Origin of the sequence: Streptomyces himastatinicus ATCC 53653 (assembly GCF_000158915.1) — a bacterium.
GTDB classification, from domain to species: domain Bacteria; phylum Actinomycetota; class Actinomycetes; order Streptomycetales; family Streptomycetaceae; genus Streptomyces; species Streptomyces himastatinicus.
Genome location: NZ_GG657754.1, coordinates 4,309,332 through 4,330,963 on the forward strand (window position 1 = coordinate 4,309,332; position 21,632 = coordinate 4,330,963).

General features: G+C 70.2%; 26 protein-coding genes and 1 pseudogene. 14 read left to right on the top strand and 13 right to left on the bottom strand.

The window, feature by feature from the left end; all coding sequences use genetic code 11:
* Nucleotides 1-11: 11 nt before the first annotated feature.
* Complete coding sequence (locus SSOG_RS17755) at nucleotides 12-458, bottom strand: hypothetical protein (RefSeq protein ID WP_039937948.1); 447 nt, start codon at nucleotides 456-458, stop codon at nucleotides 12-14.
* A gap of 317 nt (nucleotides 459-775) precedes the next feature.
* Here SSOG_RS17755 and SSOG_RS17760 point away from each other — a divergent pair, with 317 nt between their 5' ends.
* Nucleotides 776-958, top strand: coding sequence for a hypothetical protein (locus SSOG_RS17760; protein ID WP_154685946.1), 183 nt, complete (start codon nucleotides 776-778; stop codon nucleotides 956-958).
* 78 nt (nucleotides 959-1,036) lie between these two features.
* On the opposite strand, the gene SSOG_RS17765 is transcribed toward SSOG_RS17760, so the two are convergent.
* The 3 genes from SSOG_RS17765 to SSOG_RS17775 are packed head-to-tail and all read right to left on the bottom strand — an operon-like array spanning nucleotide 1,037 to nucleotide 3,563.
* A complete protein-coding gene (locus SSOG_RS17765) occupies nucleotides 1,037-1,858 on the bottom strand; it encodes a MerR family transcriptional regulator (protein WP_009715624.1) in 822 nt (273 codons plus the stop codon).
* Nucleotides 1,852-2,619 (bottom strand): alpha/beta fold hydrolase, encoded by a 768-nt coding sequence (locus tag SSOG_RS17770; RefSeq protein WP_009715625.1) that lies wholly within the window; start codon nucleotides 2,617-2,619, stop codon nucleotides 1,852-1,854. Before SSOG_RS17770 ends, SSOG_RS17765 begins: the two co-directional genes overlap by 7 nt.
* A 35-nt stretch (nucleotides 2,620-2,654) precedes the next feature.
* Nucleotides 2,655-3,563, bottom strand: coding sequence for an SDR family NAD(P)-dependent oxidoreductase (locus SSOG_RS17775; protein ID WP_039937950.1), 909 nt, complete (start codon nucleotides 3,561-3,563; stop codon nucleotides 2,655-2,657).
* A gap of 141 nt (nucleotides 3,564-3,704) precedes the next feature.
* On the opposite strand from SSOG_RS17775, the gene SSOG_RS17780 reads away from it, so the two are divergent.
* A complete protein-coding gene (locus tag SSOG_RS17780) occupies nucleotides 3,705-4,586 on the top strand; it encodes a helix-turn-helix transcriptional regulator (RefSeq protein ID WP_039937953.1) in 882 nt (293 codons plus the stop codon).
* Between the two features lie 10 nt (nucleotides 4,587-4,596).
* A complete protein-coding gene (locus tag SSOG_RS17785; RefSeq protein WP_009715628.1) occupies nucleotides 4,597-4,830 on the top strand; it encodes a cold-shock protein in 234 nt (77 codons plus the stop codon).
* 2 nt (nucleotides 4,831-4,832) lie between these two features.
* Here SSOG_RS17785 and SSOG_RS17790 read toward each other — a convergent pair whose 3' ends face one another.
* Nucleotides 4,833-5,609: an aminotransferase class IV family protein gene (locus SSOG_RS17790; protein WP_009715629.1), complete on the bottom strand. Its 777-nt coding sequence runs from the start codon at nucleotides 5,607-5,609 to the stop codon at nucleotides 4,833-4,835.
* Between the two features lie 168 nt (nucleotides 5,610-5,777).
* On the opposite strand from SSOG_RS17790, the gene SSOG_RS57475 reads away from it, so the two are divergent.
* The gene (locus SSOG_RS57475) at nucleotides 5,778-7,088 is read left to right on the top strand and encodes a glycoside hydrolase family 11 protein (protein ID WP_009715630.1); all 1,311 of its coding nucleotides are present in this window, start codon (nucleotides 5,778-5,780) and stop codon (nucleotides 7,086-7,088) included.
* Between the two features lie 6 nt (nucleotides 7,089-7,094).
* Here the strand turns inward: SSOG_RS57475 and SSOG_RS17800 are convergent, their stop codons facing one another.
* The 4 genes from SSOG_RS17800 to dctA all read right to left on the bottom strand — a co-directional run bounded on the left by SSOG_RS17800 (nucleotide 7,095) and on the right by dctA (nucleotide 11,896).
* Entirely contained in the window at nucleotides 7,095-8,189 is a 1,095-nt protein-coding gene (locus SSOG_RS17800) for a tartrate dehydrogenase (RefSeq protein WP_009715631.1), read from the bottom strand.
* Between the two features lie 126 nt (nucleotides 8,190-8,315).
* Nucleotides 8,316-9,233: a LysR family transcriptional regulator gene (locus SSOG_RS17805; RefSeq protein ID WP_009715632.1), complete on the bottom strand. Its 918-nt coding sequence runs from the start codon at nucleotides 9,231-9,233 to the stop codon at nucleotides 8,316-8,318.
* A gap of 183 nt (nucleotides 9,234-9,416) precedes the next feature.
* A complete protein-coding gene (locus SSOG_RS17810; RefSeq protein WP_078510335.1) occupies nucleotides 9,417-10,550 on the bottom strand; it encodes a glycerate kinase in 1,134 nt (377 codons plus the stop codon).
* Nucleotides 10,550-11,896: a C4-dicarboxylate transporter DctA gene (dctA, locus tag SSOG_RS17815; RefSeq protein ID WP_281048088.1), complete on the bottom strand. Its 1,347-nt coding sequence runs from the start codon at nucleotides 11,894-11,896 to the stop codon at nucleotides 10,550-10,552. Before dctA ends, SSOG_RS17810 begins: the two co-directional genes overlap by 1 nt.
* A gap of 453 nt (nucleotides 11,897-12,349) precedes the next feature.
* Between dctA and SSOG_RS52385 the strand changes: the two genes are divergently transcribed.
* The 3 genes from SSOG_RS52385 (at nucleotide 12,350) to SSOG_RS17825 (ending at nucleotide 15,232) form a co-directional block, all read left to right on the top strand.
* Nucleotides 12,350-12,721, top strand: a complete 372-nt coding sequence (locus SSOG_RS52385; protein ID WP_009715635.1) for a hypothetical protein — start codon at nucleotides 12,350-12,352, stop codon at nucleotides 12,719-12,721.
* Nucleotides 12,722-12,830: 109 nt separating this feature from the next.
* Complete coding sequence (locus tag SSOG_RS17820; protein ID WP_009715636.1) at nucleotides 12,831-13,442, top strand: TetR/AcrR family transcriptional regulator; 612 nt, start codon at nucleotides 12,831-12,833, stop codon at nucleotides 13,440-13,442.
* On the top strand, nucleotides 13,439-15,232 hold the full coding sequence (locus SSOG_RS17825; RefSeq protein WP_009715637.1) for an alpha/beta fold hydrolase: 1,794 nt from the start codon (nucleotides 13,439-13,441) through the stop codon (nucleotides 15,230-15,232). The genes SSOG_RS17820 and SSOG_RS17825 overlap by 4 nt, the downstream gene beginning before the upstream one ends.
* Nucleotides 15,233-15,271: 39 nt before the next feature.
* Here SSOG_RS17825 and SSOG_RS17830 read toward each other — a convergent pair whose 3' ends face one another.
* Nucleotides 15,272-15,568, bottom strand: a complete 297-nt coding sequence (locus SSOG_RS17830; RefSeq protein ID WP_009715638.1) for a GYD domain-containing protein — start codon at nucleotides 15,566-15,568, stop codon at nucleotides 15,272-15,274.
* A 19-nt stretch (nucleotides 15,569-15,587) separates the two neighbouring features.
* A complete protein-coding gene (locus tag SSOG_RS17835) occupies nucleotides 15,588-16,085 on the bottom strand; it encodes an ATP-binding protein (protein WP_009715639.1) in 498 nt (165 codons plus the stop codon).
* 167 nt (nucleotides 16,086-16,252) lie between these two features.
* Here SSOG_RS17835 and SSOG_RS17840 point away from each other — a divergent pair.
* The 7 genes and pseudogenes from SSOG_RS17840 to SSOG_RS17865 form a co-directional block, all read left to right on the top strand.
* Nucleotides 16,253-17,140, top strand: a pseudogene (locus SSOG_RS17840) (helix-turn-helix domain-containing protein); the annotation flags it as partial.
* Entirely contained in the window at nucleotides 17,043-17,321 is a 279-nt protein-coding gene (locus SSOG_RS56050) for a DUF397 domain-containing protein (protein ID WP_009715641.1), read from the top strand. The pseudogene SSOG_RS17840 and the gene SSOG_RS56050, both read left to right, overlap by 98 nt.
* Before the next feature lie 270 nt (nucleotides 17,322-17,591).
* A complete protein-coding gene (locus SSOG_RS17845; protein WP_009715642.1) occupies nucleotides 17,592-18,428 on the top strand; it encodes a hypothetical protein in 837 nt (278 codons plus the stop codon).
* A gap of 56 nt (nucleotides 18,429-18,484) precedes the next feature.
* The gene (locus SSOG_RS17850) at nucleotides 18,485-18,760 is read left to right on the top strand and encodes a ribbon-helix-helix domain-containing protein (RefSeq protein ID WP_039941289.1); all 276 of its coding nucleotides are present in this window, start codon (nucleotides 18,485-18,487) and stop codon (nucleotides 18,758-18,760) included.
* The gene (locus SSOG_RS17855; protein WP_039937957.1) at nucleotides 18,757-19,179 is read left to right on the top strand and encodes a hypothetical protein; all 423 of its coding nucleotides are present in this window, start codon (nucleotides 18,757-18,759) and stop codon (nucleotides 19,177-19,179) included. Before SSOG_RS17850 ends, SSOG_RS17855 begins: the two co-directional genes overlap by 4 nt.
* Before the next feature lie 166 nt (nucleotides 19,180-19,345).
* A complete protein-coding gene (locus SSOG_RS17860; RefSeq protein ID WP_154685947.1) occupies nucleotides 19,346-20,155 on the top strand; it encodes a hypothetical protein in 810 nt (269 codons plus the stop codon).
* The gene (locus tag SSOG_RS17865) at nucleotides 20,091-20,768 is read left to right on the top strand and encodes an Lsr2 family DNA-binding protein (protein WP_009715646.1); all 678 of its coding nucleotides are present in this window, start codon (nucleotides 20,091-20,093) and stop codon (nucleotides 20,766-20,768) included. Before SSOG_RS17860 ends, SSOG_RS17865 begins: the two co-directional genes overlap by 65 nt.
* A 90-nt stretch (nucleotides 20,769-20,858) precedes the next feature.
* Here the strand turns inward: SSOG_RS17865 and SSOG_RS17870 are convergent, their stop codons facing one another.
* Both SSOG_RS17870 and SSOG_RS17875 read right to left on the bottom strand, forming a co-directional pair.
* A complete protein-coding gene (locus SSOG_RS17870) occupies nucleotides 20,859-21,194 on the bottom strand; it encodes a hypothetical protein (RefSeq protein ID WP_009715647.1) in 336 nt (111 codons plus the stop codon).
* A 65-nt stretch (nucleotides 21,195-21,259) separates the two neighbouring features.
* The coding region (locus SSOG_RS17875; protein ID WP_208867357.1) for a hypothetical protein at nucleotides 21,260-21,632 on the bottom strand (373 nt) is incomplete at its 5' end.

Sequence of the window (21,632 nt, forward strand, 5' to 3'; positions counted from 1 at the left end):
GCACTGTGGGGTCAGTCGAGGTCTCCGGTGTCCTTGAGGTGCTCCATGAACGCGGCGGCAATGCGCGGGCGGGGCCCCTCTGGAACGAGGGTGTCCGACAGTTCGGCCTCCAGGCCCCACTCCGTGTTGAACATGACGGCCACTCCCGTCGGCACCGCGTTGTTCGAGAGCCAGACGGCGAAGGCGGCCGCTGTGTGAACGGTGCAGTCCATGACGGACACGCCCTCGGGGTACAGCAGGGCCATGCCCTCCAGCTCTTCGTCGTCCAGGGTGATCCCGAAGTGCATGGACGATCCGCTGACCGGGCCGTCGGAGCCATCGTCGATGCGAATGAGCTCCTCGGGGTCGCGCTCACGCAGCAGGGTCTCCAGGCCCTCGTAGGTCAGTCCCCAGCTCTGCCCCTCCGGCGGGCTGAAGATGTACATGGTGCGGAGTTCGGCGATCTCTTCCGGTTCCATCGTGCTTCCTGTGAGGCGGGCGGCGGCGCCAGATCCCGTTCCCGTCAGCACCGTTAGGTTCTGTCCCGGCGTATCACAGGTTCGAATCCTGCCGGGGGCCCCGGACCGGTCATGGTCCGGGGCGTTGGGCATGCAGGGCGCCGTCAGAGTCGAAGGCCCGGCAGGTCGCCCGTCAGTGGCGTACGCACGGCTCGAATACCCACCCTCGCTTGTTGCCAGGGGCGGGCACCTTGAGCCAGACCGTTGAGGTCTCCCCGCAACTGGTTGCCTTGCCTCCATAACGCTCCGCCTTGTAGATGCACACGCTTGACCCCCTCATGTACGTGCCCATCGATGCGGCGCGTGGGGAAGGGCTGTCGCGGATGGTCAGCTTTGCCCTTGTGTATCCGTCCGTACAGGCTGCTGCCGACGAGTCGGCGGAGGCGATGGAGGCTCCCGCCAAGGTGGTGACGGCCATCAAGGCCCCGGTCAGTCCGGCGGTGATGCTCCTGCGCATGTGACTCAACTCCTGTGGCAGACCGTGCGTGGTCCGGCGGTTCCGGATGGCTTCACTCTTCCGCTCGGTCCGGGTGCGGACGTCAGTCCGCGGGGTGATCCACCTCCGCCGTTGGGGGGAGCGGCCGTCCGACCTTCCGGTCCATGCGCTGGAGCTTGGTCCAGCCCGTCCAGCCTCGTTGCTTCAGCAGCTCGATCAGCCGGCGAGCGGGCGGGATGGTGTCGAAGGCCAGGGTGTCCATCAGGGCTACGAGCGGGGGCTCGAGGTCGGCGTCGTCGACGTAGGTCTCGCCCCGGTCGTCGGCGAGCTGGGTGAGGTAGGTGGCCAGTTGGTCGGCCAGGTCGGTCAGGCGGGGGTCGTCGTCGGGGTGGGTCAGGGCCTGGTGCAGGGTGCGGTAGAAGGCGATGAACCGCGGGTCGGCGATCTGCTGCCGTTTGCGGGCCATCCACTCCGGGACCCGGTCGGGTGAGTGGGCGGCCAGCGGGATCCAGCCGTCGCGTTCGGCCTCGACGATCCGTTCGTCGACACCGAGAGCACGGAGGTGGTCGAGGAAGTCGACCACCTCCTGGGGCAGGGCCAGGTTGTCACCGGCGGCCAGGCGGGCGATCTGCTCGCGGTGGCGCTGACGGTCTTGGATCTCCGTAAGCAGGCGCTGGTCGATGTCCGCGACCGCCGTGGCGAACTCCTCCGCGTCAGCCTGGAGCAGTTCGCGTACGCGCGCCAGCGGGACCCCGGCCTCGGCGAGGGTACGGATCTTGATCAGCTCGACCACGGCGCCCGCGTCGTACCTCCGGTAGCCGGAGTGGTCCCGCTCCGGCTCCGGCAGCAGCCCCTTGGCGTGGTAATGCCGCACCGCGCGCACCGTCACTCCGGCGTACGACGCCAGCTCGCCGATGGTCAGCATCCGGGCAGTTTACGAATGGTCTCCGCAATGTGCGGGGCGTGGGTGAAGACCAGGCGGTGGTCGGCGTCGAGCCAGGTCGTGGAGGTGTGCGGTCGTTCGCGTACGAGACGTTCGACGCCCGTACGCCAGAGGCGGTTGTGCCGTGGCGCGCGGCCTTCGGTGCCCGCGATAGACGTCGACATGATCATGGTGATGGGGTGGTCGATCTTCCGATAGCGGTCGAGGATCGCAGACCGGACCACGTCGATTTCTCGGTTGAGGGCGTGGATGTGCTGGGCGGTGAGCAGCACTTGGTGTGCGGTGCCCTTGTTCTGTTCGGCTGCTTGCGCCAGTTCGTCCGCCAGGGCGCGGAATTCCGCCTGGTCGGTCTCGGTGATGAACGGTTCGGGCAACGGATTCGCGCCGTCGATGAGGACGAGCCCGGCGATGGCGTCAGGGCGCTCGGAGGCGTAGTGCACGGCCAGGTCCGCGCCCAGCGAGTAGCCCACCAGCAGCGGTGCCGTGGGCAGGTCGAGGTCCGCCAGTACGGCGACGAGATCGCTCAGGAACGCGTCGAAGGAGTATCGGTCGGAGGCCGAGGCGAGGCCATGGCCCCTGAGGTCGAAGGTCGTCACGTCGTAGTCATGTCTGAGGAGCGCGGTCAGTTCGTGCAGGTCGGCCTGGGTGGAGTTCAGGCCGGGGCACAGGACCAGCGGGCGTCCGCGGCCGCCCCGGGTTGTCGGGATCGTGACGCCGTCGTGGTGGATCATCTTCGTCGCCATGCCGGTCATGCTGAGGGGTTGCCCCTGCGGCAGGGTCAAGGCGACGGCCTCGTGAACCGTTCGACGGCGTCCCAGAGTTCGCCCTCGCGCCGCGGGTCGTAGGACTCCTCGGACGAACGCGCCTCGCGGCCGCGGTCGACGTACGACCCGGTCGGCGCCCTGGTCGTGCCGAGCACGACATCGGCGAGGTAGCGGCCCGCGGCACCGCGGGTGGTGGCGAACGGGGTGAGGGTCATCGCGGGCAGGATGCGGCGCATCGCGAAGCGGGAGAGGGGGTCCGCGTGGCGGGCGAGCCCGGTGCCGGGGACGAAGCCGGGGTTGTACGCGACGGCGTCGATGCCGGTCGGCAGGCGGCGCGCGTACTCGTGGACGAGGTAGATCGTGGCCAGCTTGCTCGTCGCGTACGCGGTGCGCCCGGCGGCGGTGGTGCCCGGCCTGGGGAAGGCGCCGGTGCGGGCCAGGATATCCGGGGACTTCCATGCCGGGCCGGGCACCATGCCCAGGTTGTGCCGGAGGTCGCCGAAGTGGGTGTCACTGGCGGTGATCACGATCCGGGCGGCCGCGGTGAAGTGGCCCTGGAGCAGGCGGATGAGGAGGTGGTGGGCGAGCACGTTGACCGTGAAGGTGGACTCGAAGCCGTCGGGGCCCTCGGTCAGGGCGTTGGTGTGCTGCACGCCCGCGTTGCCCACGTAGGCGCGCAGCGGCGGGAGTGCGCCGCTGTCGAGCCGGGCGCGGATCTCGGTGGCGGCGGAGCGGACGCTGCGGAGGGAGCCGAGGTCCGCCGGGACGTACGAGACCGTACGCCCGCCCGTGGCGAGCTGTACGCCGGAGGCTTCGCGGGCGACGACGAGGAGGTGCGTGTCCGGCGAACGGCGCAGGATCTGCTCCGCGGCGACGCGGCCGATGCCGCGGGTCGCGCCTGTCATGACAAGGGTGTGCTGCACGGGAGGCTCCTTCACTGATCCGCCCGGCGTGGGCGCGCCCCCCACGTTCGCCGCGACCATCGCCCACCGACCAGTGCCATGCCCGTCACTAGGACTGGCAGTACCCATGCTGATGTGGCGCGGGGCAGCGAGAATGCGTCCATGGGTTCCTCCCGCTCCGGCTTCGCCACGCTCCTGCGCGCCTGGCGCGACCGCCTCTCCCCGGCCGACGCCGGTTTCGCCGTGACGCCCGACCGCCGTGCCCCGGGGCTGCGCCGCGAGGAACTGGCGCAGCTGGCCGGGCTCTCTGTCGACTACGTCCTACGGCTGGAGCAGGGGCGCGCCACGAACCCATCGGCCCAGGTCGTCGGCGCCCTCGCCCGTTCCCTCCAGCTCTCCCGCGCCGAACGCGACCAGCTGTACCGGAGCGCCGGGCTCCTGCCGCCGCGGGATGGGACGGTCAGCACCCATGTGCCCGCGGGAATCCAACGGCTCGCGGGGCGGCTGGGCGACGTCCCGATCGGGGTGTTCACCGCCGACTGGACCCTGGTGTGGTGGAACGCCGCGTGGGCCGCCCTGCTCGGCGACCCCGCCGTCCTCCCGCCCTCCGAACGCAACCTCGCCCGCGCCCTGTTCGGCAGCGGTGTCGCGCACGCCGCGATGACCACGGTGCGGTCCGAGCGCGGTCAGGACGCCTTCAAGGCGTCGATCGTCGCCGACCTCAAGGACGCCGTGTCCCGCTACCCCCGTGACGTCCAGCTCGACCGTCTCGTCGGCGAGCTGCGCGGTGCGTCCGACGCCTTCGCGCATCACTGGGCCGCGCGGACGGCCGCCGTCCAGCACACCACCGACCGGAAGACGATCCGGCACCCGGAGGTCGGCGACATCCTGCTCGACTGCGACGTCCTCATCGTCCCGGGCGCGGACCTGCGCATGGTGACCTACACGGCGGCGACCGGGAGCAGCGACGCGGCGAAGCTCGACCTGCTGCGGGTCACGGGTGTCCGTAGGCCCGTAGCCGCCAACTGGCCGACCACGCCGTAGGGTTCGGATCATGGTGACTGCGACGGTGCGCGAGTGGCACGAGGAAGAAGGGTGGGGCGTACTCGACTGCGTCGAGACTCCCGGTGGCTGCTGGGGCCACTTCTCCCACATCGAGATGGCGGGATTCGCCACGCTGTCACCAGGGCAGCACGTCGAGCTCGAATGGGAAGCGCCCGGCTTCGAACAGGACGGGTACGAGTACCGCGCGGTGCGCATCGTCCCTCGGACGGGTCACGGCGGCTGAACCTAGAGGGGCTCGCCGGGGATGGCCAGGTAGGCCGCGCGGAGTTGGGCGAGCAGGGGGTGGTCCGTGGCCATCGGGGTCTCGTCGATGCGCGAGATGGCACGCACACCGATGCTCGTGTTCGTCGCGAAGGCGGCGTGCAGGTGCGGTACGTCCGTGAGCGTCACGGGGGCCGTCGTGTACGGGGCGTGCTGCTGGAGCAGGGCCATGGTCACTCCCGGCAGGACGTCCGCCTCGGGCCAGACGACGCCCTCGTCCCCGATGAAGCCGACGTTCCACGTTCCGCCCTCGGAGATCCGGCCGTCGGGGCCGACGAACAGGGCGTCGTCGTACCCGTCGAGCTGCGCCGTACGGCGGGAGTGGAGCGAGCCGAACAGGCCGAGGTGCTTGACACCGGGCACATCGCGTTCGTAGCCGACGGTCTTCACCCGCTGCGGAGGCAGCGGCAGCGACGCCGCGGGGCGCACGGTGACGAGGATGTGGGGCGTGTCGGCCTTCGCCGGGTGCCCCATGTCGACGTCGGGGTCGAAGACGGTGACGCGGACGACGAACGACCCGCTGCGCCCGCCCGCCGCCTGCCGGACGTACCGCCGGACCAGCTCGGGGTCCAGCTCCGCGCCGAAGACCGCCTCGCAGTCCCGCACCACCCGCTCAAGGTGCAGCCCGAGGCCGCGTACGCGCTGATCATCGACGCGCATGCTGGTGAAGTGCCCGTAGTTGGTGAGCGCCAGCGTCAGCAGGGCGTCGGGATCCGCGGGGCGTCCGTTCAGTTCGGCCATGGCTTCAGGATGGCAGGGGGCGCTGACACCGAGGCCCGTAGGTCGCGCCGGGTCCGACCGGTAAGGTGCCGGAACTTTTCGTGATTCTTTCCGGAACGCTGTTGACTGTTGATGTGAGCAGCTCAAAACTCCGAAGCGGAGCGGGGAGGACGAGGAGGGATCACGCATATGAAGGACGCACCGGCCAGTCGCAGACGCGGTCGATCAGGGCTGCTCGGCCGTTTCCGGCTGCTCATCAGCGCGGCCTGTACGACGGTGATGGTCGCCGTGTCGGCGTTGGTGCTGCCCGGCACCGCGCATGCCGACACGGTCGTCACCACGAACCAGACCGGCACCAACAACGGGTACTACTACTCGTTCTGGACCGACGCGCCGGGGACCGTCTCCATGACCCTGGCCTCCGGTGGCAGCTACAGCACGTCGTGGCGCAACACCGGGAACTTCGTCGCGGGCAAGGGGTGGAGCAAGGGCGGGCGCAGGAGTGTGACGTACTCGGGCACGTTCAACCCGTCCGGCAACGCCTACCTGGCGCTCTACGGGTGGACGTCGAACCCGCTGGTGGAGTACTACGTCGTCGACAACTGGGGCACGTACCGGCCCACGGGGACGTACAAGGGCACCGTCACCAGCGACGGCGGTACGTACGACATCTACAAGACCACGCGGTACAACGCGCCCTCCGTCGAGGGCACGCGCACCTTCGACCAGTACTGGAGCGTCCGGCAGTCGAAGCGGACGGGCGGGACGATCACCACCGGCAACCACTTCGACGCCTGGGCGCGTGCCGGGATGCCGCTGGGCAGCTTCAACTACTACATGATCCTTGCCACCGAGGGCTATCGGAGCAGTGGGAGCTCCAACATCACGGTGAACGGTGCCGGTTCGGTCCCGGCGAAGGCGGCGTGCAACGGCTACGTCGGGCTCACCTTCGACGACGGGCCGACCAGCAACACACCGGCGCTGCTCAGCGCGCTCAGGCAGAGCGGGCTGCGCGCCACGATGTTCAATACGGGCCAGAACGCCGCCGCCAACCCATCCCAGGTGCGGGCCCAGGTCAACGCGGGCATGTGGGTCGCCAACCACAGCTACACCCATCCGCACCTGACCCAGCAGAGTCAGGCGCAGATCGACTCGGAGATCTCCCGGACGCAAACGGCCGTCGCGGGCGCGGGTGGCGGCACCCCGAGGCTGTTCCGGCCGCCGTACGGCGAGACCAACGCGACGGTGAAGTCGGTCGCGGCCAAGTACGGCCTGACCGAGATCCTCTGGAACGTCGACTCGCAGGACTGGAACAACGCCAGTACCGACGCCATCGTGCAGGCCGCGGGCAGGCTCACCAACGGCCAGGTCATCCTCATGCACGACGGGCCCGCCAACACCCGCGCCGCGATCCCCCGCATCGCCCAGGGGCTGGCCCAGCGCGGCCTCTGCGCCGGGATGATCTCCCCGCAGACCGGCCGCGCCGTGGCCCCGACGTAACAAGGCTCAGGCGTTCAGCGCGTCGATCAGGGCCTTCGTCACGTCCTCGGTCGTCGCCGTGCCGCCCAGGTCGCGGGGGAGGACCCCCGCGGCCGTCGTCGCCTCGATGGCCTTGTGGAGGCGGGCCGCGGCGTCGGGGAGGCCGAGGTGGTCCAGCATGAGGGCCGCGCTGCCGACCGCGCCGATGGGGTTGGCCAGGCCCTGACCCGCGATGTCGGGGGCGGAGCCGTGGACGGGCTCGAACATGCTGGGGAAGCGGCGCTCGGGGTTGAGGTTCGCGCTGGCGGCCAGGCCCAGGCTGCCCGCCAGCGCGCTGCCGAGGTCGGAGAGGATGTCGGCGTTGAGGTTGGAGGCGACGACGACCGACAGGTCCTCGGGGTGGAGGACGAACTTCGCGGACATCGCGTCCACGAGGACGCTCTCGGTCTCCACGTCCGGGTAGTCCGCGGCGACGCGCCGGAAGACGTCGTCCCACAGGACCATGCCGTACTGCTGGGCGTTGCTCTTGGTGACGGACGAGACCTTGCGGCGGGTACGGGTGCGGGCCAGGTCGAAGGCGAAGCGGAGGATCCGTTCGCAGCCGACCTCGGTGAACAGGGCCGACTGGACGGCGACTTCGCCGCCCGGGCCGCGTCCGGAGAGGTTGCGGCCGCCGAGGCCCGCGTATTCGCCCTCGCTGTTCTCCCGGACGACGACCCAGTCCAGCTCGGTGGTGTCGGCCTTGCGCAGGGGGCTGGTGACGCCGGGCAGGAACTGCACGGGGCGGATGTTGGCCCACTGGTCGAAGCTCTGGCAGATCTTGAGGCGCAGACCCCACAAGCTGATGTGGTCGGGGACGGTGGGCCAGCCGACCGCGCCGAAGTAGATGGCGTCGAAGTCCTTGAGGCGGTCCAGGCCGTCGTCGTCGATCATCTTGCCGGTGCGCTCGTAGTAGCCGCAGCCCCACGGGAACTCCTCCCACGCGAAGGCGAAGGCGTCGTCGGTGTTCCGGGAGTCCTCGGCCAGCGCGTCCAGGACGGCGCGCCCTGCGGCGACGACCTCCTTGCCCACGCCGTCGGCGGGGATGGCGGCGATGCGGAACGTACGGGGGGCGGCGGTCATGGGTGCCTCCGGCTCGCTGTGGTGAGGTTGGTTCGAGTCAACACAGGGCGGTCGTGGCGCGTCCAAGACCTGGTTTCGATGCGACGTATAGGTCTGGCCGATGGGTCGGGCGTCATCCGGAGGGCGTCAGCCGGAGCTCGTCGTGTCCCGCAGGCGCCGCGCGGCCAGCGAACCGGTGAGGGACAGGAAGGCCCGGGCCGCCGGGGTGAGGTGCGCGGGCAGGCTGACCATCGTCACGTGCAGCTGGGCGGTCGGTTCGAGGGGCGCCACCGCCGCGCCGCAGCGCCGGGCGAGCCGGGTCCAGGACGAGGGCAGGACGGCGACGCCGACCCCGGTGAGGGCCAGCGGCAGGATCGACGTCCGGTGATCGACGACCGTCACGATCTGCGTGTCGCTGCCGCCCGCGGTCGCGGTGATGTCGTCCACGATGCTGCGCATCAGGCTGCCGGTGCGGGAGGCGATCAGCTTCTGCCCCGCCAGGTCCGCGGGCCGGATCGTGACCCCGTCCTCGATCGCCCCGCCGGGCGCGGCGACGACGACGAACGGCTGGTCCTCCACGTGCAGGACGTCAAGACCGGACGGGTTCACGGGGCTCGCCGAACCCAGCAGGCCCAGTTCACAGGCGCCGCTGCGCACCAGGGACACCACCTCGTCCGGGGTGAAGGCGGCCTGGGTGCTCACCGTCACGGACGGGTGCAGCTCGGCGAAGCGGTGGATGAGGGTGGTGAGCGGTTCGATGCCGGGCGAGGGCATGGTGGCGACCTCGACCGTGCCGCCGTGCAGCCCGGCGAGCCCGGCGGCGGTGTCGCGTACGGCGGCCAGGTCCCGCAGGACGCGCCGGCTGGGCTCCAGCAGCTCCGCGCCCGCCTCGCTGAGGACGACGCCCCGGCCGACCCGGTGGAAGAGGGCCACCCCGAGATCGGCCTCCAGGGTCGCCATGGCCTGCGACAGCGACGGCTGGGCGACGTGCAGTGCGGCGGCAGCCTTGCTGAAGCCACCGTGCTCGACGATGGCCAGGAAGTATTCGAGCTGCCGGGCGTCCATGGTGCCTCCCCGGGCGGTTCTGGGCTGCGGCCGCGACCGCGACCGCGGCTGCGGCTGCGGCCGCGACCGCGACCGCGACCGCGGCTGCGGCTGCGGCTGCGGCTGCGGCTGCGGCTGCGGCTGCGGCTGCGGCTGCGGCTGCCGGGTCAACCTATCCGCCCCGGCCGCCCCCGGCCGTCGCTACTACCCGATCCAGCGGTCGGCGAGGGTCCGCCCGCACCGGGCGAGCAGGCGCGCCGACAGCGCGCTGTCGCTCGCGCAGTCCTCGTCCGTCAGGTCGGCCAGGGCCTGCACGGACCGGAAGTGGGCCGCGGTCCGGTCGGCGGGCAGCGTGCACCGCCCGGCGACGGCGTGCACCGGTACGCCCTGCCGACGGGCCCGCCGGGCGAGCGCGACCGGCAGCTTCCCCGCCAAGGACTGTTCGTCGAGGCTGCCTTCTCCGGTGATGACGAGATCGCTCCCGGCGAGCAGTTCGTCGGCGCCGAGCAGGGTGAGGAAGTAGTCGGCCCCCGAGCGCACCCGTCCGCCCAGCAGCATCCCGGCGAAGCCGAGGCCGCCTGCCGCCCCGGCGCCGGGCGTACGGGCGAGACGGGCCGCGTCCGGGACGCCCGCCGCCTCGAGCCCGCGGACGAACGCGCCGAGGGAGTCGTCCAGTTCGCGTACGTCGCTCGCCGTCGCGCCCTTCTGGGGGCCGTAGACGGCGGCCGCGCCCGCCGGTCCGAGCAGCGGGTTGTCCACGTCGGTGGCGAGGACGAGATCGACACCGGCCAGCGCGGAACGGGCTTCGGCGAGGTCGGCCGTACGGAGGCCCGCGAGCTCCCGCCCGCCGGGCTCGATCGGCGTGCCGTCCTCGCGGGCCAGCACGGCGCCGAGGGACTGGAGCAGACCCGCGCCGCCGTCGGTGGTGGCCACGCCGCCGAGGGCGAGGACGACCGTGTCCGCGCCGCTCGCCAGCGCGTGCCGGACGGCCTGGCCGAGGCCGCGGCTGGTGGCGGTGAGCGGTGCCGTACGGCCGTACGGCAGCACGCCGAGCCCGCAGACGGCCGCGGCTTCGACGACAGCCGTACGGGTACGGGCGTCCACCGCGACGCGCGCGGTGAGCGGCAGCCCGGTCGGACCGGTCACCGTGACCGTCTCCGGGCGGAACCGGCCCGCGCAGGCAGCGGCCACGCTCCCCTCTCCCCCGTCCGCGGGCGCGAGCCGGTGGACCCGGGCGTGCGGGGCGCCTTCCAGCAGGCCGCGCTCCAGCGCGAGGGCGACGTCGTCGGCGGAGAGGGAACCCTTGAACTTGTCCGGGGCGATCAGTACGGACACCATCAGGGGGTCGCCCCGGCGGTACGGGCAGGGGGCGCCGCGACAGCTTCGGGCACAGGGTCAGGCTCGGCGTCCGTCGGGGGCTCGCCGCCCTTCCCCGCCAGCACCCTCCGCGCCCGCGCCACGTCCAGGCCGTTCTCCCAGCGGGCGACGAACAGGGTGGCGACGGCGTTGCCGAAGAAGTTCACCAACGCCCGGCACTCCGACATGAACTTGTCGATCCCGAAGATGAGCATGATGCCCGCCGCGGGGACGTGCCCGGCCGTCGACAGCGTCGCGGTGAGCGCGATGAAGCCGCCGCCCGCGACGCCCGCAGCGCCCTTGGACGTCAGCAGCATCACGGCGAGCAGCCCGAGCTGCTGGGTGATGGACAGGGGCGTGTCCGTGGCCTGCGCGATGTAGAGGGTGGAGAGCGAGAGGTAGATCGCCGCGCCGTCGAGGTTGAAGCTGTAGCCGGTCGGGACGACCAGCCCGACCGTGGACCGCTCGACGCCCATGAACTGGAGCTTGCGCATCAGCCCCGGCAGGGCGGGCTCGGCGGTGGACGTGCCCAGGATCAGGAAGAACTCCTCCCTGAAGTAGCGGACGAGCTGGAAGATGTTCAGCCGTACGTACGCGGCGAGCACACCGCCCAGCACCACCACCACGAACAGCGCGGAGGTGACGTAGAAGAGCAGGATCAGCGACCCGAGGCTGGTCAGCGTGGACAGGCCGAACTTCCCGATGGCGTACGACATCGCGCCGAACGCGCCGAGCGGCGCGGCCTTCATGACGAACGACAGCACCTTGAAGACGACCTCGGTCAGCCTGCCCACGCCCGCGATGACCGGCTCGCCGACCTTCCCGACCGACTTCAGCGCGATCCCGAAGATCACCGCAAGGAAGATCACCTGGAGGATGTCGCCCTCGACGAACGGCCCGAAGAAGCTCTCCGGCACGATGTTGGTGAGGAACTCCCACCAGTGTTGGTGCGCGCCCTGCTGGATGTACTGGCCCGCGTCGCCCGAGGTGTCCAGCGTCGAGGGATCGGCGTGGACGCCGTCGCCGAGCCGGAAGACGTTGATGGCGATCAGGCCCGTGAGCAGGGCGACGATCGTGCCGATCTGGAAGTACGTCAGCGCTTTGATCCCGGTGAGACCGACCTTCTTCAGGTCGGCGACTCCGGCTATGCCACCGATGATGGTCAGGAACACGATCGGCCCGATCAGCATCTTCATCGCGGTGATGAAGGTCGTGCCGATCGGCTCCATGGCGGTGGCCAGATCCGGCCACCGCCAGCCCAGCACGACGCCGATCACGATCGCCGCCAGCACCTGGATGTACAGCTGCCGGTACCACGGTTTCGCCACGGCTCGTTCCGGGGCGGCTCGCTCTTGGTCCGGGGTATGCGTCATTGCAGCCTCCCTGATCGCGCGAGACCGAGCCCGATCGGTCCGCGCCAGCTTGCGCCACAGTGAACCGGGCCACAGCTGAGGGGGTCCACGACCAAAAATCGATGCCCCGCATAGGCGGGGCCTATCTGTTCCGCCGGTGGGGCGCCTACCGGTCGGCCTGCCGGTGGCCCTGCACGTGGCCGGAGATCAGCGGGAAGCCGTCCAGGATCCGCTGGAGGTGCATGTGGGCCGGGGGACGGAAGGGCAATGGGACGACGGGCTCCCGCCATATCGGGCAAAGTCATGCCTTTGCGTTTTCAGTGCACTCCAAGCGGAACTGCCTTGCCAACACGCTGACTTCACCCATGACGTCTGCTAGCTTTCCCGCCAAGCACGATCACTTCGATCACGCTCAAACGGGGAGCAATTTTGAGGTTCAAGACCATCGGCGTGGCAATTGTCGCGTCACTCGCGGTATTCGGGGGAACTCAATCGGCATCCGCTGCCGACTGGCTCACCGCGAAGGCACCCACCTACAAGTCCGGAAAGGTCACGGCCAAGGCGACCATGCTCGGCCCGCAGCCCGCGGGCACGAAACTGTGCGTATCCCTTCTGGTGGCCCACCCCTACTACCCCGACATCGAGGTGGCCCAGAAGTGCAAAACGATGCAGGCCGGGTCCGTGAGCGTCACCGCCAAGGTCGGCACCTGCGGTAAGTACTCGAGTTTTGCCAGCGCCAAGCGGGGCGGCTCGGGGAAGTCCTCCATTCGTAAGTCGAATCCCGCGATTTACTGCAAGTAAGCAGCAGCGACCGGCAGGCCCTCGCCCCGGCGGGGCCTGCCGCCGTGCGGTCCGGACACCCCGGCAGCCTCACGTTTGAAAAATATGTAGACCGGTCTATAGTGCTGCCATGACGGGGACCAAGGGCGCCATGACCAGCGCACGGCTCGCGGAGTCGATGCTCGAGCTGATCCAGCTGCACGGCTACAGCGGTACGGGACTCAACACGGTGGTGGAGCACTCGGGCGCCCCCAAGGGGTCGCTGTACTTCCACTACCCCCAGGGGAAGGAGGCGCTCGGCGAGAAGGCCGTCGAGCTCGCGGCCGAGCAGTTCGGCTCGCTCGTCGCCGACTCGGCGCTGGATGCCGCCCCGCCGGGCGAGGTGGTGCGCCGCGTGATCGACACGCTGGCCGGGATGCTCACCGACAGCGACTTCCGTCTCGGCTGCCCGGTCTCGGTGGTGACGCTGGAGATGGGCGCGCAGAGCGAGCGGCTACGGGACGCCTGCGCGAACGCCTTCGAGTCGTGGATCGGGCCGGTGACCGAGTATCTCGTCGCCCACGGCCGCCCACGTACCGACGCCCGCGCGAAGGCGACCGCCGTGGTCAGCATGGTGGAGGGGGCGTTGATCGTGTCGCGTGCCCAGCGGTCCATCGAGCCGCTGCGCTGCGCCGCCCAGGCGCTCGCCGTCCTGCTGGACGAGGGCGACGAGGGCGACGAGGGTACGGAGGCGTCGGCATGAGCGTGGTCGAGGACCGGCACGCACTGGTGCTGGGCGCCACCGGCTTCCTCGGACGCCACTTGGTTCTGGCGCTCGGCCGGGCCGGCGTACGGGTGAGCACGGCCAGCCGGAGCCACGAGTCGTACCGGCGGCTCGCCCGATGGCTGGCCGAGCAGGGGCACGGGCACGAGACGGCCCCGGCCGATCTCCGGGTCGATTTCGCGGAGCCGTCGCTGATCCAGGGCGAGTGCGACGACGTCACCGAGATCTACAACTGCGCGGGGGCCTACCGGTTCGGGATGTCGGCGGACGATGCCCACCGCGCCAATGTCGACAGCGTCCGCGCGGTGGTCGCCTTCGCGGCGCAACTGCCGCGCCTGCGGCGCCTGGTGCACGTCTCCGGGTACCGGGTGGGCGGGCAGGACCCCGCCCTCTGGAGCGACGAGCGGAGGGCGGCGGCCTACCGGGCGCTCGGCCCCTACGAGGCGTCCAAGGCCGAGGCGGACGCCGTTTTCCAGGTCGTGGCCGACGAGTTGGGCGTTCCCTGGTCCATCGTCAGCCCGGCCAGTGTGATCGGCGACAGTGTCACCGGCGAGTCCGACCAGTACCTGGGGCTCGCGTCGAGCGTGAAGGACCTCTGGCGGGGCTCCCTCCCGGCGCTGCCGGGGAACGCGTCCACGTTCGTTCCGGTGGTCGCGGCCGACTACCTCGCCCGGTTCATGTCCCTGCTCCCGCTGGACGACGCCGCCGAGCGCGCCTCGTACTGGCTGCTGGACGACGACACTCCCCCGCTGCCCGACCTGCTCACGCTCATCGCGGAGCACTACCGGATCACGGCGCCCCGGGTACGGATTCCCGTATCCCTGGTGAAGCGTCTGCCCCGGCGGCTCACCAAGGCCGATCCGGAAACCCTGACCTTCCTGTCGAGCGACCGCTACCCCACCGCTTCGGCGCATGCCTTCGCCGCCCGCCACGGGCTGACCATGCCGGACGCCGTCACGACGATCCGCCGCTGGGCCGACCACCTGGCGGCGCACCGCTTCGGCGACGCCCCGGCGGACGACAGGCGGTTCACCACGCCGGGCGGGATACGGACCTTCGAGCTCGGCGACGCTGCCGCCCCCACGGTGGTGATGCCGGGCCTGCCGGTCAACGCCGACACCTGGGCGCCGGTCGTCACCGCGATGGGCGGCGCCCGCGCCGTCGACCTGCCCGGGCTGGGGATGAGCGGCGGACACCGCGACGACTGGCCGACCTGGCTGAGCGCGCTGATCACCGAGACCGGCGCCCGTCACCTGGTGGGCCACTCCATCGGCGCCGCGGCCGCCGTCGAGGCCGCGGCCGCGCACCCCGGCGCGGTGGAGCGGCTCACGCTCGTAGCGCCGTACTTCCTCCAGGCGCGCCCGGCGCCCACCATCCAGTGGGCGCCCCTGACCCGCGGATACCTGAGCCACGTATCCCCCGAGGCGCTGGCCAAGCGCCTCACGGGCACCACGGAGCACGCGTCCGCGCTCCGCTCCAGCGTGGCGGACCTGCGCCGCGGCACCGTCGCGGCGAACGTCTCCCGGCTCCTGGCCGCCGCCGCGAAGCCGCGGTGGCGGGAAGACCTCCGGGCCGAGCTGCGGCACTACCCGGGACGGGTTCACGTCATCGTGGGCTCCCACGACCCGCTCACCCCCGACGGCCGGGCCCTGCTGGACGCACTCCCCCACGCCACCGTGACGGTGGTCGAGGGCGCGGGCCACCAACTCCAGCTGACGCACCCGGAAGAGGTCGCCAAGGCCATCGCATCGGTGAGCATCGCGCCCTGAGCTGAGCGACGCGGGTGGCGTGCGAGACGGCCGGAACTGTCAGCCCGCCGCCTTGGCGATGATGCCGTCCATCTCCTCTCGGTCGAAGGCCCGCAGGGTCGTACAGCGGACGTTTCCCAGGCCGCTGAGCTGGAGGGACGCCGCGGTGGCGGTTTCGTCGTCGGGCGCTTCCATCGTGTAGACGACGTCGTACGGGCCGACGGTCCAGTGGAAGTCCAGGAGCTTCACTCCGAGCTTGTCCAGCGCCGACTTGAATGCCTCGTAGCGCTTCGCGGTGTCCTGGTAGGCACGGACGCCCTGATCAGTCCAGTTCAGCAGGGTGATGTAGGTGGGCATGGTCCTCACCTCCTCACCATCAATTCTGAAGAGGTCTGGGCGAGGGCGCACGCGCTGGCTCCTGCGGAGCGCACTCCGCCCAGACGGTCTTGCCGACCGGTACGCGGGGAGCCGTACCCCAGCGGGTGGCCAGCAGGTCGACCAGGAGCAGCCCGCGGCCCGTCTCGTCCTCGGGCGAGGTGGTCGTCGGCCGGAGCGGTAGTCGCTCGTCGCGGGTGTCCGAGACCTCGATGCGGATGGTCTGCGTCGACTCTTGTTGCAGGCTGAGGCGGAGGCGGAAGTCCCGTCCGGGTACGTGTCCGTGGCGTACGGCGTTCGACGCCAGCTCCGCCACCAGCAGGGCCACCGTGCACGACGTGTCCGACGCGGGCGGGTAGCCCCACTCCGCCACGTGCCGTACGGCGCCGCGCCGCGCCAGCCGTGCGCCGCGGGGCGTCGAGGGGAACTGCGCGGTGAGCTCGCGGTACTTCGGTTCCTCGTCCGGCGTGGTCGTCGTCTTCAGCACGGTGTTGTCCATTTCCGTCCGTCTGCCTTTCGATCGACTCGAAGGGTGAGCGAGTCGTGACGTTCCGCATCCAAGGATCGTTTGGCGGGTCTACGCTCGAAAGGCCACAAAGCCTTACCTTCCAGGCTGTAAGGAACGGAAGTGATGTTTTGGCCAAAGAAATTGATCCTCGCGGGTCGATCGCGGGGCTGTTCGGGTCGCGTGTCCGCAGACTCCGCATGGCTGCGGGGCTGACCCAGGCCGAGCTGGGCAAGAAGCCGCACGTGGTCAGCACCCGGATCACCCAGATCGAGCGGGCCTCCGGCGCGAAGCCGACAGAGTCGCTGTCCCGGGCGCTCGACGAGGCGCTCGGCGCGGACGAGTTGCTGGTCGACCTGTGGCCGTACGTGTACCGGGAGGCGTTCCCGGACTGGTCGCAGGCGTTCATGGAGCGTTCGGCGCGGGCCGTCGCCATCAGGGAGTACGCGGCGCACGTGGTGCCGGGTCTCTTACAGACCCCCGATTACGCGCGTGCTGTTCTGAGTCTCGACCCACTGCTGACCGGTGAGGAGCAGTTGGAGGAGCGCATCGCGGCCCGGCTCGGACGACAGCAGCGACTCCACTCGCCGGACCGCCCCGAACTGTGGGTCGTCCTGGACGAGGCGGTGCTGCGACGTCCGGTCGGTGGTCCAGTCGTCATGCGCAAGCAGATGGCCCGGCTGCTGGAGGCGGCCGAGGAACCCCACATCACCGTGCAGGTGCTGCCGTTCGACCAGGGCGGACACGGGGTGATGGGAGGATCTCTGACCGTGCTCACCTCACCTGACGAATCCGAGGTGGTCTAATCCGAAGGCGCCCACTACGGCCAACTCATCGAGGAAAACGACGATGTCAAGCGCTTCGCCCTGTCCTACGATCGGCTGCGGGCAGCATCTCTGCCTCCGCTCATGTCACTCGACATGATCCGATCCGTGATGGAGGGCAACCACCGTGGAGCGAGTGTCCCGTCCCGATCTGAACGGCGCCGTCTGGCGCAAGAGCAGCTACAGCAACCAGGAGGGCGGCGACTGCGTCGAGGTGAGCAGCGCCGTTTGGCGGAAGAGCAGCCACAGCAACCAGGAGGGTGGCGACTGCGTGGAGGTGGGCGACGGCATCACCGCTGTCGTTCCCGTCCGTGACAGCAAGCGGCCCGACGGTCCGGTGCTGGTCTTCCCTGCGGGCACCTGGACCTCCTTCATCGGCGAGTTGAAGGCCGACCACCGGCTCTGAGCCCACCGGGTACCGGTCGGCGTCGGCTTTCCCGGTCCGCCGGATCCTCGTACGCGGGGCTCCGGTGGGCCGCGAACTCCCCCTAAGAACCGGGGTAGAGAACTCCCGCCCACCCACCCTTCCGGCTGCGATCACTCGTACGGGTGACCGGCTTGCGGTAGCTGCACGACGGTCGTTACTTTCGCGGCAACACAACCGCAAAACGACGGCCCCCGCCGGGACGGCAATCCCGATCGAGGGCCTGACCGATCAGGAAGTAGTGCCTTCCCGATGGCTGAGCCGCAGTCTAACGCGCATGCGCGCGCCGACGCCGGAGCACCGACCTCCGGCGTGATCCACATCCGTACCCGCCTCACCGCCGACTTCACCGTGATCGCCAATGCCCTCGCGCAGCGACGCGGCAGCGCGGTCACCGTTGGCGTCGCGGCCTACATCCTGTCCCTCCCCGACGGCGCACCCGTGAGCATCGCCGCGCTGTGCGCGCACTTCACCGAGGGCGAGATCCTGATCTCGCGGGCGCTGAGGGAGCTGGAGGCGGCTGGCTACCTGGTGCGGCGGCGCGAACGCGGTCCCGGCGGGGTGATCCGTACGCGGACTTTCTTCTACGACGTACCGGGCGGCGGATCGCCCACCCCGCCCTCCCCCACACGTCCGGCGACACCGGCGACGCCCGAGCCTGAGCCGAAAGCCGCCCCCGAGACGCCCCCGCTCGCCGACGTCGACGAGCGGGCCGTCGCCATCCTGGCCTCGCTGCGCCTCGCCGACCCCCGGCTCATCCTGTCCCGACGCGAGGTCGCCGAACTCGCACCCGCCGTCGGGCGGTGGCTCGCCGCCGGGGTGGGCCCCGCGCAGATCACCGTGGCGCTCACCTCCCGGCTCCCCGACCGCCTCCTGACCCGCCCCGCCCGCATCCTCGCCTTCCGCCTCAGCGAACCGCCCCTCCCCGCGCCCGCACCCGTGCCGACCGCCGCACCCAAGGCACCACCCGCCCTCCCCTGGCGTAACTGCGACGGCTGCGAACGCGCCTTCCGCTCGGCCGAGCCGGGCCGCCGCTGCCGCGACTGCCGTACCTCCGCTTCCGGCGAAGATCTCCGTGCGGCCTGTTGACCTCGGATCCCACAGATGAAAGTAAGGCGGCTGACACGTTGAGTATGGTGTCTTATATGGCGACGAAGAAGGTGACGGTCACGATCCCGGAGGATCTCCTTGAGGAGATCCGTTCGGAGGCATCCGAGCGCGGCATGTCGGCGTACATCGCGGAAGCGGTACGCCTCAAACGAGACCGCGACCGCCTCCTTGAGCTGGTCGACTGGCTAGAGGAAGAACACGGGCCAGTCACCGAGAGCGAGCAGGCTGCGGCGCTGAAGGAACTGGACGAGCTCGATGCCGAACACGAGCGTCGCTCCGCCGCCAAGGGTCCCGCAGGGGAAGCCGCATGAAGGAGCGACGCGGTAAGCACACTCCACCGCTCCGGATCTTCGTACTCGACTGCGAAGCTCTGTCGCTTGCTGTGCGTGGCGACCGAGGGATGCTTACGTGGCTCTCTCTCGCGGCACGAGGTAAGGCTGAAGTCATGACGTCCCCGATGACGCTCATCGAGGCATACGACGGAAGAGCCACCGAACAACGCTGGGACTGGGTGCTCTCCCGCCTCACTGTCGCGGATGTCGGGAAGGAGGAGGCCCGTCAGGCGCGCCGGCTCCTGACCGCCGCCGGGCTGCATGGCCACAAGTATGCGATCGACGCCGTGCTGGCTGTCGTCGCGAGCCAGCAGAAGGGTCAGGTAACGGTCTTCACCTCGGACGTGGACGACCTGGAGAAACTGGTCCCGGACAGGGTTGTCGTCAAGAAAGTCTGACCATGACCGGACCACCTTCGCACGGCCTGCTGATGGCGCGGAGTCGACATCGGGCTGCCGAAGGGGTTCCGGGCGGTGGCGGGGGGTGTTCTGGGCGGCGGGGGCTGATGCGGTGGGCGGGGAATGCGGTGGCGGGGTGGTCGGGGCGGGGGTCAGAATCGTCGGGATGATCGGCAACGTGAACTCCCTCGCCCTGCGCGTCCTCGTCCCCGAACCCGACGAGGAAGGCGCCGTGGCGCAGCTTCGCCCCATCGTCGACAGCCGTGACCTCGTGACCGAGGTCTTTGACCGGGGTCCGGCAGCGGACCCCTTGCGGATGTTGCGGGTGGACAGCCCGCTGCGGGCGGTGGATGCGCCCCGGGAGATGCGGTGGGCGGAGGCGCTGTGCACCGAGGAGTGCTGCGGTGCGCTGTATGTGACCGTACGGCGGGACGGCGATCATGTGGTGTGGGACGGCTGGCGTGATCCGTACGAGGGGGAGGTCGCGCTCGGCGCGTTCCGCTTCGACGCCCGCGCGTACGACGCCGAGGTCGAGCGTGTCGCGACGGGCGACGGCTGGGAGTGGCCCGGGCATGCCGTCGCGCGGCTGCTCGACTCCGAGTTCCGTCGACACCCCGAGTGGCTGGCGCGCTGGCAGTGTCGGTTCGGCTCGGTGTTCTCGTTGCCCTGGGAGCGGGAGCGGATCACGTTCAGCTTCTTCCATCCCGAGTTCCCTCCGGCCGAGGACGGGGCTCCGTGGTTGCAGTTCCTGATGACGGAGCCCGTCACGGACGAGGCGCCGGATGAGCAGGTGAGGGCGTTCGTCGAACGGATCGCCGGGAGCGACCCGCGGGCCGGGGCGGACGTCTGCGGCGGCTCACGTGAGAGCGCGGAGCGGCTCGGCCGCAGAGGCCGAAGAGGAGGAAGAGGCGGTGAACGCCATCGACGCGCTCGTCCAGCTGTGTCCGCCGCCGGACGATCCGCCGCGGGCGATTGACTGGGACGCGGTCGAGAACGTGCTCGGCATGCGGCTGCCCGCGGACTACAAGCGGCTCGCCGCCGCCTACGGGCCTGGGACCTTCGCCGATTTCATCGGCATCTGCCATCCCCACGGCTACACCGAGTACAGCAACCTCACCGGCCGCATGCCCGGCATCGTGCGCGAGTACCTCCAGCAGGACTACGACCAGGGCAAAGGGCCTGTCCCCTGTCACCCGGGGCACCTGTTCTCCATGGGATTTACTCACAACGGCGAAAAGCTCTTCTGGATCACCGATCCCCTGGATGCCCCCGACACCTGGCGCATCGCCGTGAACGAGGGGCGTGGGTTTCGCTGGTTCACCTTCGACGGCACGCTGACCGAGTTCCTTGTCTCGGTGCTGAGCGGTGAGACGGCGGTGCCCCAGTTTCCCGACGGGCTCCTTGAGGAACCGGTGGGGTTCGCGCCTTCCGTCCCCGGGCCGTGGGTGTCTGTCGATGTGAGGACGAGGCCGCCCGTGAACCTCCAGAGCGTTCGGGAGTGGGGGCGGGCTCAGGGGTACGACGTGCCCTTCCGGGGGCGAGTGCCCGCGGAGGTGCGCGAAGCCTACGATCGGGCCCATTCCCGCTGAGGACGGATCGTCGGAATAGCTGCGGGCAAAGGTCACCGGTGGGCGGCTTGTCGGGCCGCCCACCGGCGCGTCAGGGATTTCCCTAGGGGGTCAGTCCTTGATCTCCGAGCCGACGCGGAGAATTCCCACCCGGCCACCTTCCGTGCCCGGGCACTTTCGCTTCGACGTCTTGGCGTTGCCGACCCAGGGGCCGTAGAACGTGACCTCGACGCCGCGAGTGTCCACGCACACTATCTTCACCCGATGTGCGGCGACCTGGCCGAGGCCGGAGCAATAGGCGTAGCCGGTGGTGCCGTTCTTGGACCATGTGTTGCAGTCTGCGGAGCGAACTCCGATATCGCCGTCTTCCGCGAGGACGGAGGGGGTGATGAGGCTGGCGCCCATCACCATTCCCGCGACGGCAAGGAATGCCTTCTTACGATTCATGCGTGTTCCCCGTGATGTCGATGAGTCGAGCTTGTGACGGGCAGGCGGGTCGGGCCTGCCGGGCGTCACATGAGTTCGACCTGGTAGCCCGCCTTGTAGACGCCCACTCGGCCGCCCTGGGTGCCGGGGCACTTACGGCTCGACCACTCGCCGCTCTTGCCCTTCTTCCAGGGGCCGTAGAAGACCGCTTTGATACCGCGGGAGTCGATGCAGGTGACCTTCGCCCGATATTGGTCGAACCGCGCCAGGTTGGAGCACTTGGCGGATCCCGTGGTTTGCGTGTGCTTCGAGGTGCAGACGTAACCCGGCTTGATGGAATTACCACCCGCGGAGTCGGCCGCGGAGGCGGCGGGCGCCATCAGGATGCTGGCGGTGGCGACGGCGGCGGCCACGGCGGCCGCCGCCGATCCGGCTTTGAAGCTCATTGATTCCCCGTGT

Coding starts and splice junctions, on each gene's coding strand:
- SSOG_RS17755 (WP_039937948.1), bottom strand. CDS start 458: ATGGAACCGGAAGAGATCGCCGAACTCCGCACCATGTACATCTTCAGC.
- SSOG_RS17760 (WP_154685946.1), top strand. CDS start 776: ATGTACGTGCCCATCGATGCGGCGCGTGGGGAAGGGCTGTCGCGGATG.
- SSOG_RS17765 (WP_009715624.1), bottom strand. CDS start 1,858: ATGCTGACCATCGGCGAGCTGGCGTCGTACGCCGGAGTGACGGTGCGC.
- SSOG_RS17770 (WP_009715625.1), bottom strand. CDS start 2,619: ATGGCGACGAAGATGATCCACCACGACGGCGTCACGATCCCGACAACC.
- SSOG_RS17780 (WP_039937953.1), top strand. CDS start 3,705: ATGGGTTCCTCCCGCTCCGGCTTCGCCACGCTCCTGCGCGCCTGGCGC.
- SSOG_RS17785 (WP_009715628.1), top strand. CDS start 4,597: ATGGTGACTGCGACGGTGCGCGAGTGGCACGAGGAAGAAGGGTGGGGC.
- SSOG_RS17790 (WP_009715629.1), bottom strand. CDS start 5,609: ATGGCCGAACTGAACGGACGCCCCGCGGATCCCGACGCCCTGCTGACG.
- SSOG_RS57475 (WP_009715630.1), top strand. CDS start 5,778: ATGAAGGACGCACCGGCCAGTCGCAGACGCGGTCGATCAGGGCTGCTC.
- SSOG_RS17800 (WP_009715631.1), bottom strand. CDS start 8,189: ATGACCGCCGCCCCCCGTACGTTCCGCATCGCCGCCATCCCCGCCGAC.
- SSOG_RS17805 (WP_009715632.1), bottom strand. CDS start 9,233: ATGGACGCCCGGCAGCTCGAATACTTCCTGGCCATCGTCGAGCACGGT.
- SSOG_RS17810 (WP_078510335.1), bottom strand. CDS start 10,550: ATGGTGTCCGTACTGATCGCCCCGGACAAGTTCAAGGGTTCCCTCTCC.
- SSOG_RS17820 (WP_009715636.1), top strand. CDS start 12,831: ATGACGGGGACCAAGGGCGCCATGACCAGCGCACGGCTCGCGGAGTCG.
- SSOG_RS17825 (WP_009715637.1), top strand. CDS start 13,439: ATGAGCGTGGTCGAGGACCGGCACGCACTGGTGCTGGGCGCCACCGGC.
- SSOG_RS17830 (WP_009715638.1), bottom strand. CDS start 15,568: ATGCCCACCTACATCACCCTGCTGAACTGGACTGATCAGGGCGTCCGT.
- SSOG_RS17835 (WP_009715639.1), bottom strand. CDS start 16,085: ATGGACAACACCGTGCTGAAGACGACGACCACGCCGGACGAGGAACCG.
- SSOG_RS17845 (WP_009715642.1), top strand. CDS start 17,592: ATGGCTGAGCCGCAGTCTAACGCGCATGCGCGCGCCGACGCCGGAGCA.
- SSOG_RS17850 (WP_039941289.1), top strand. CDS start 18,485: ATGGCGACGAAGAAGGTGACGGTCACGATCCCGGAGGATCTCCTTGAG.
- SSOG_RS17855 (WP_039937957.1), top strand. CDS start 18,757: ATGAAGGAGCGACGCGGTAAGCACACTCCACCGCTCCGGATCTTCGTA.
- SSOG_RS17860 (WP_154685947.1), top strand. CDS start 19,346: ATGATCGGCAACGTGAACTCCCTCGCCCTGCGCGTCCTCGTCCCCGAA.
- SSOG_RS17870 (WP_009715647.1), bottom strand. CDS start 21,194: ATGAATCGTAAGAAGGCATTCCTTGCCGTCGCGGGAATGGTGATGGGC.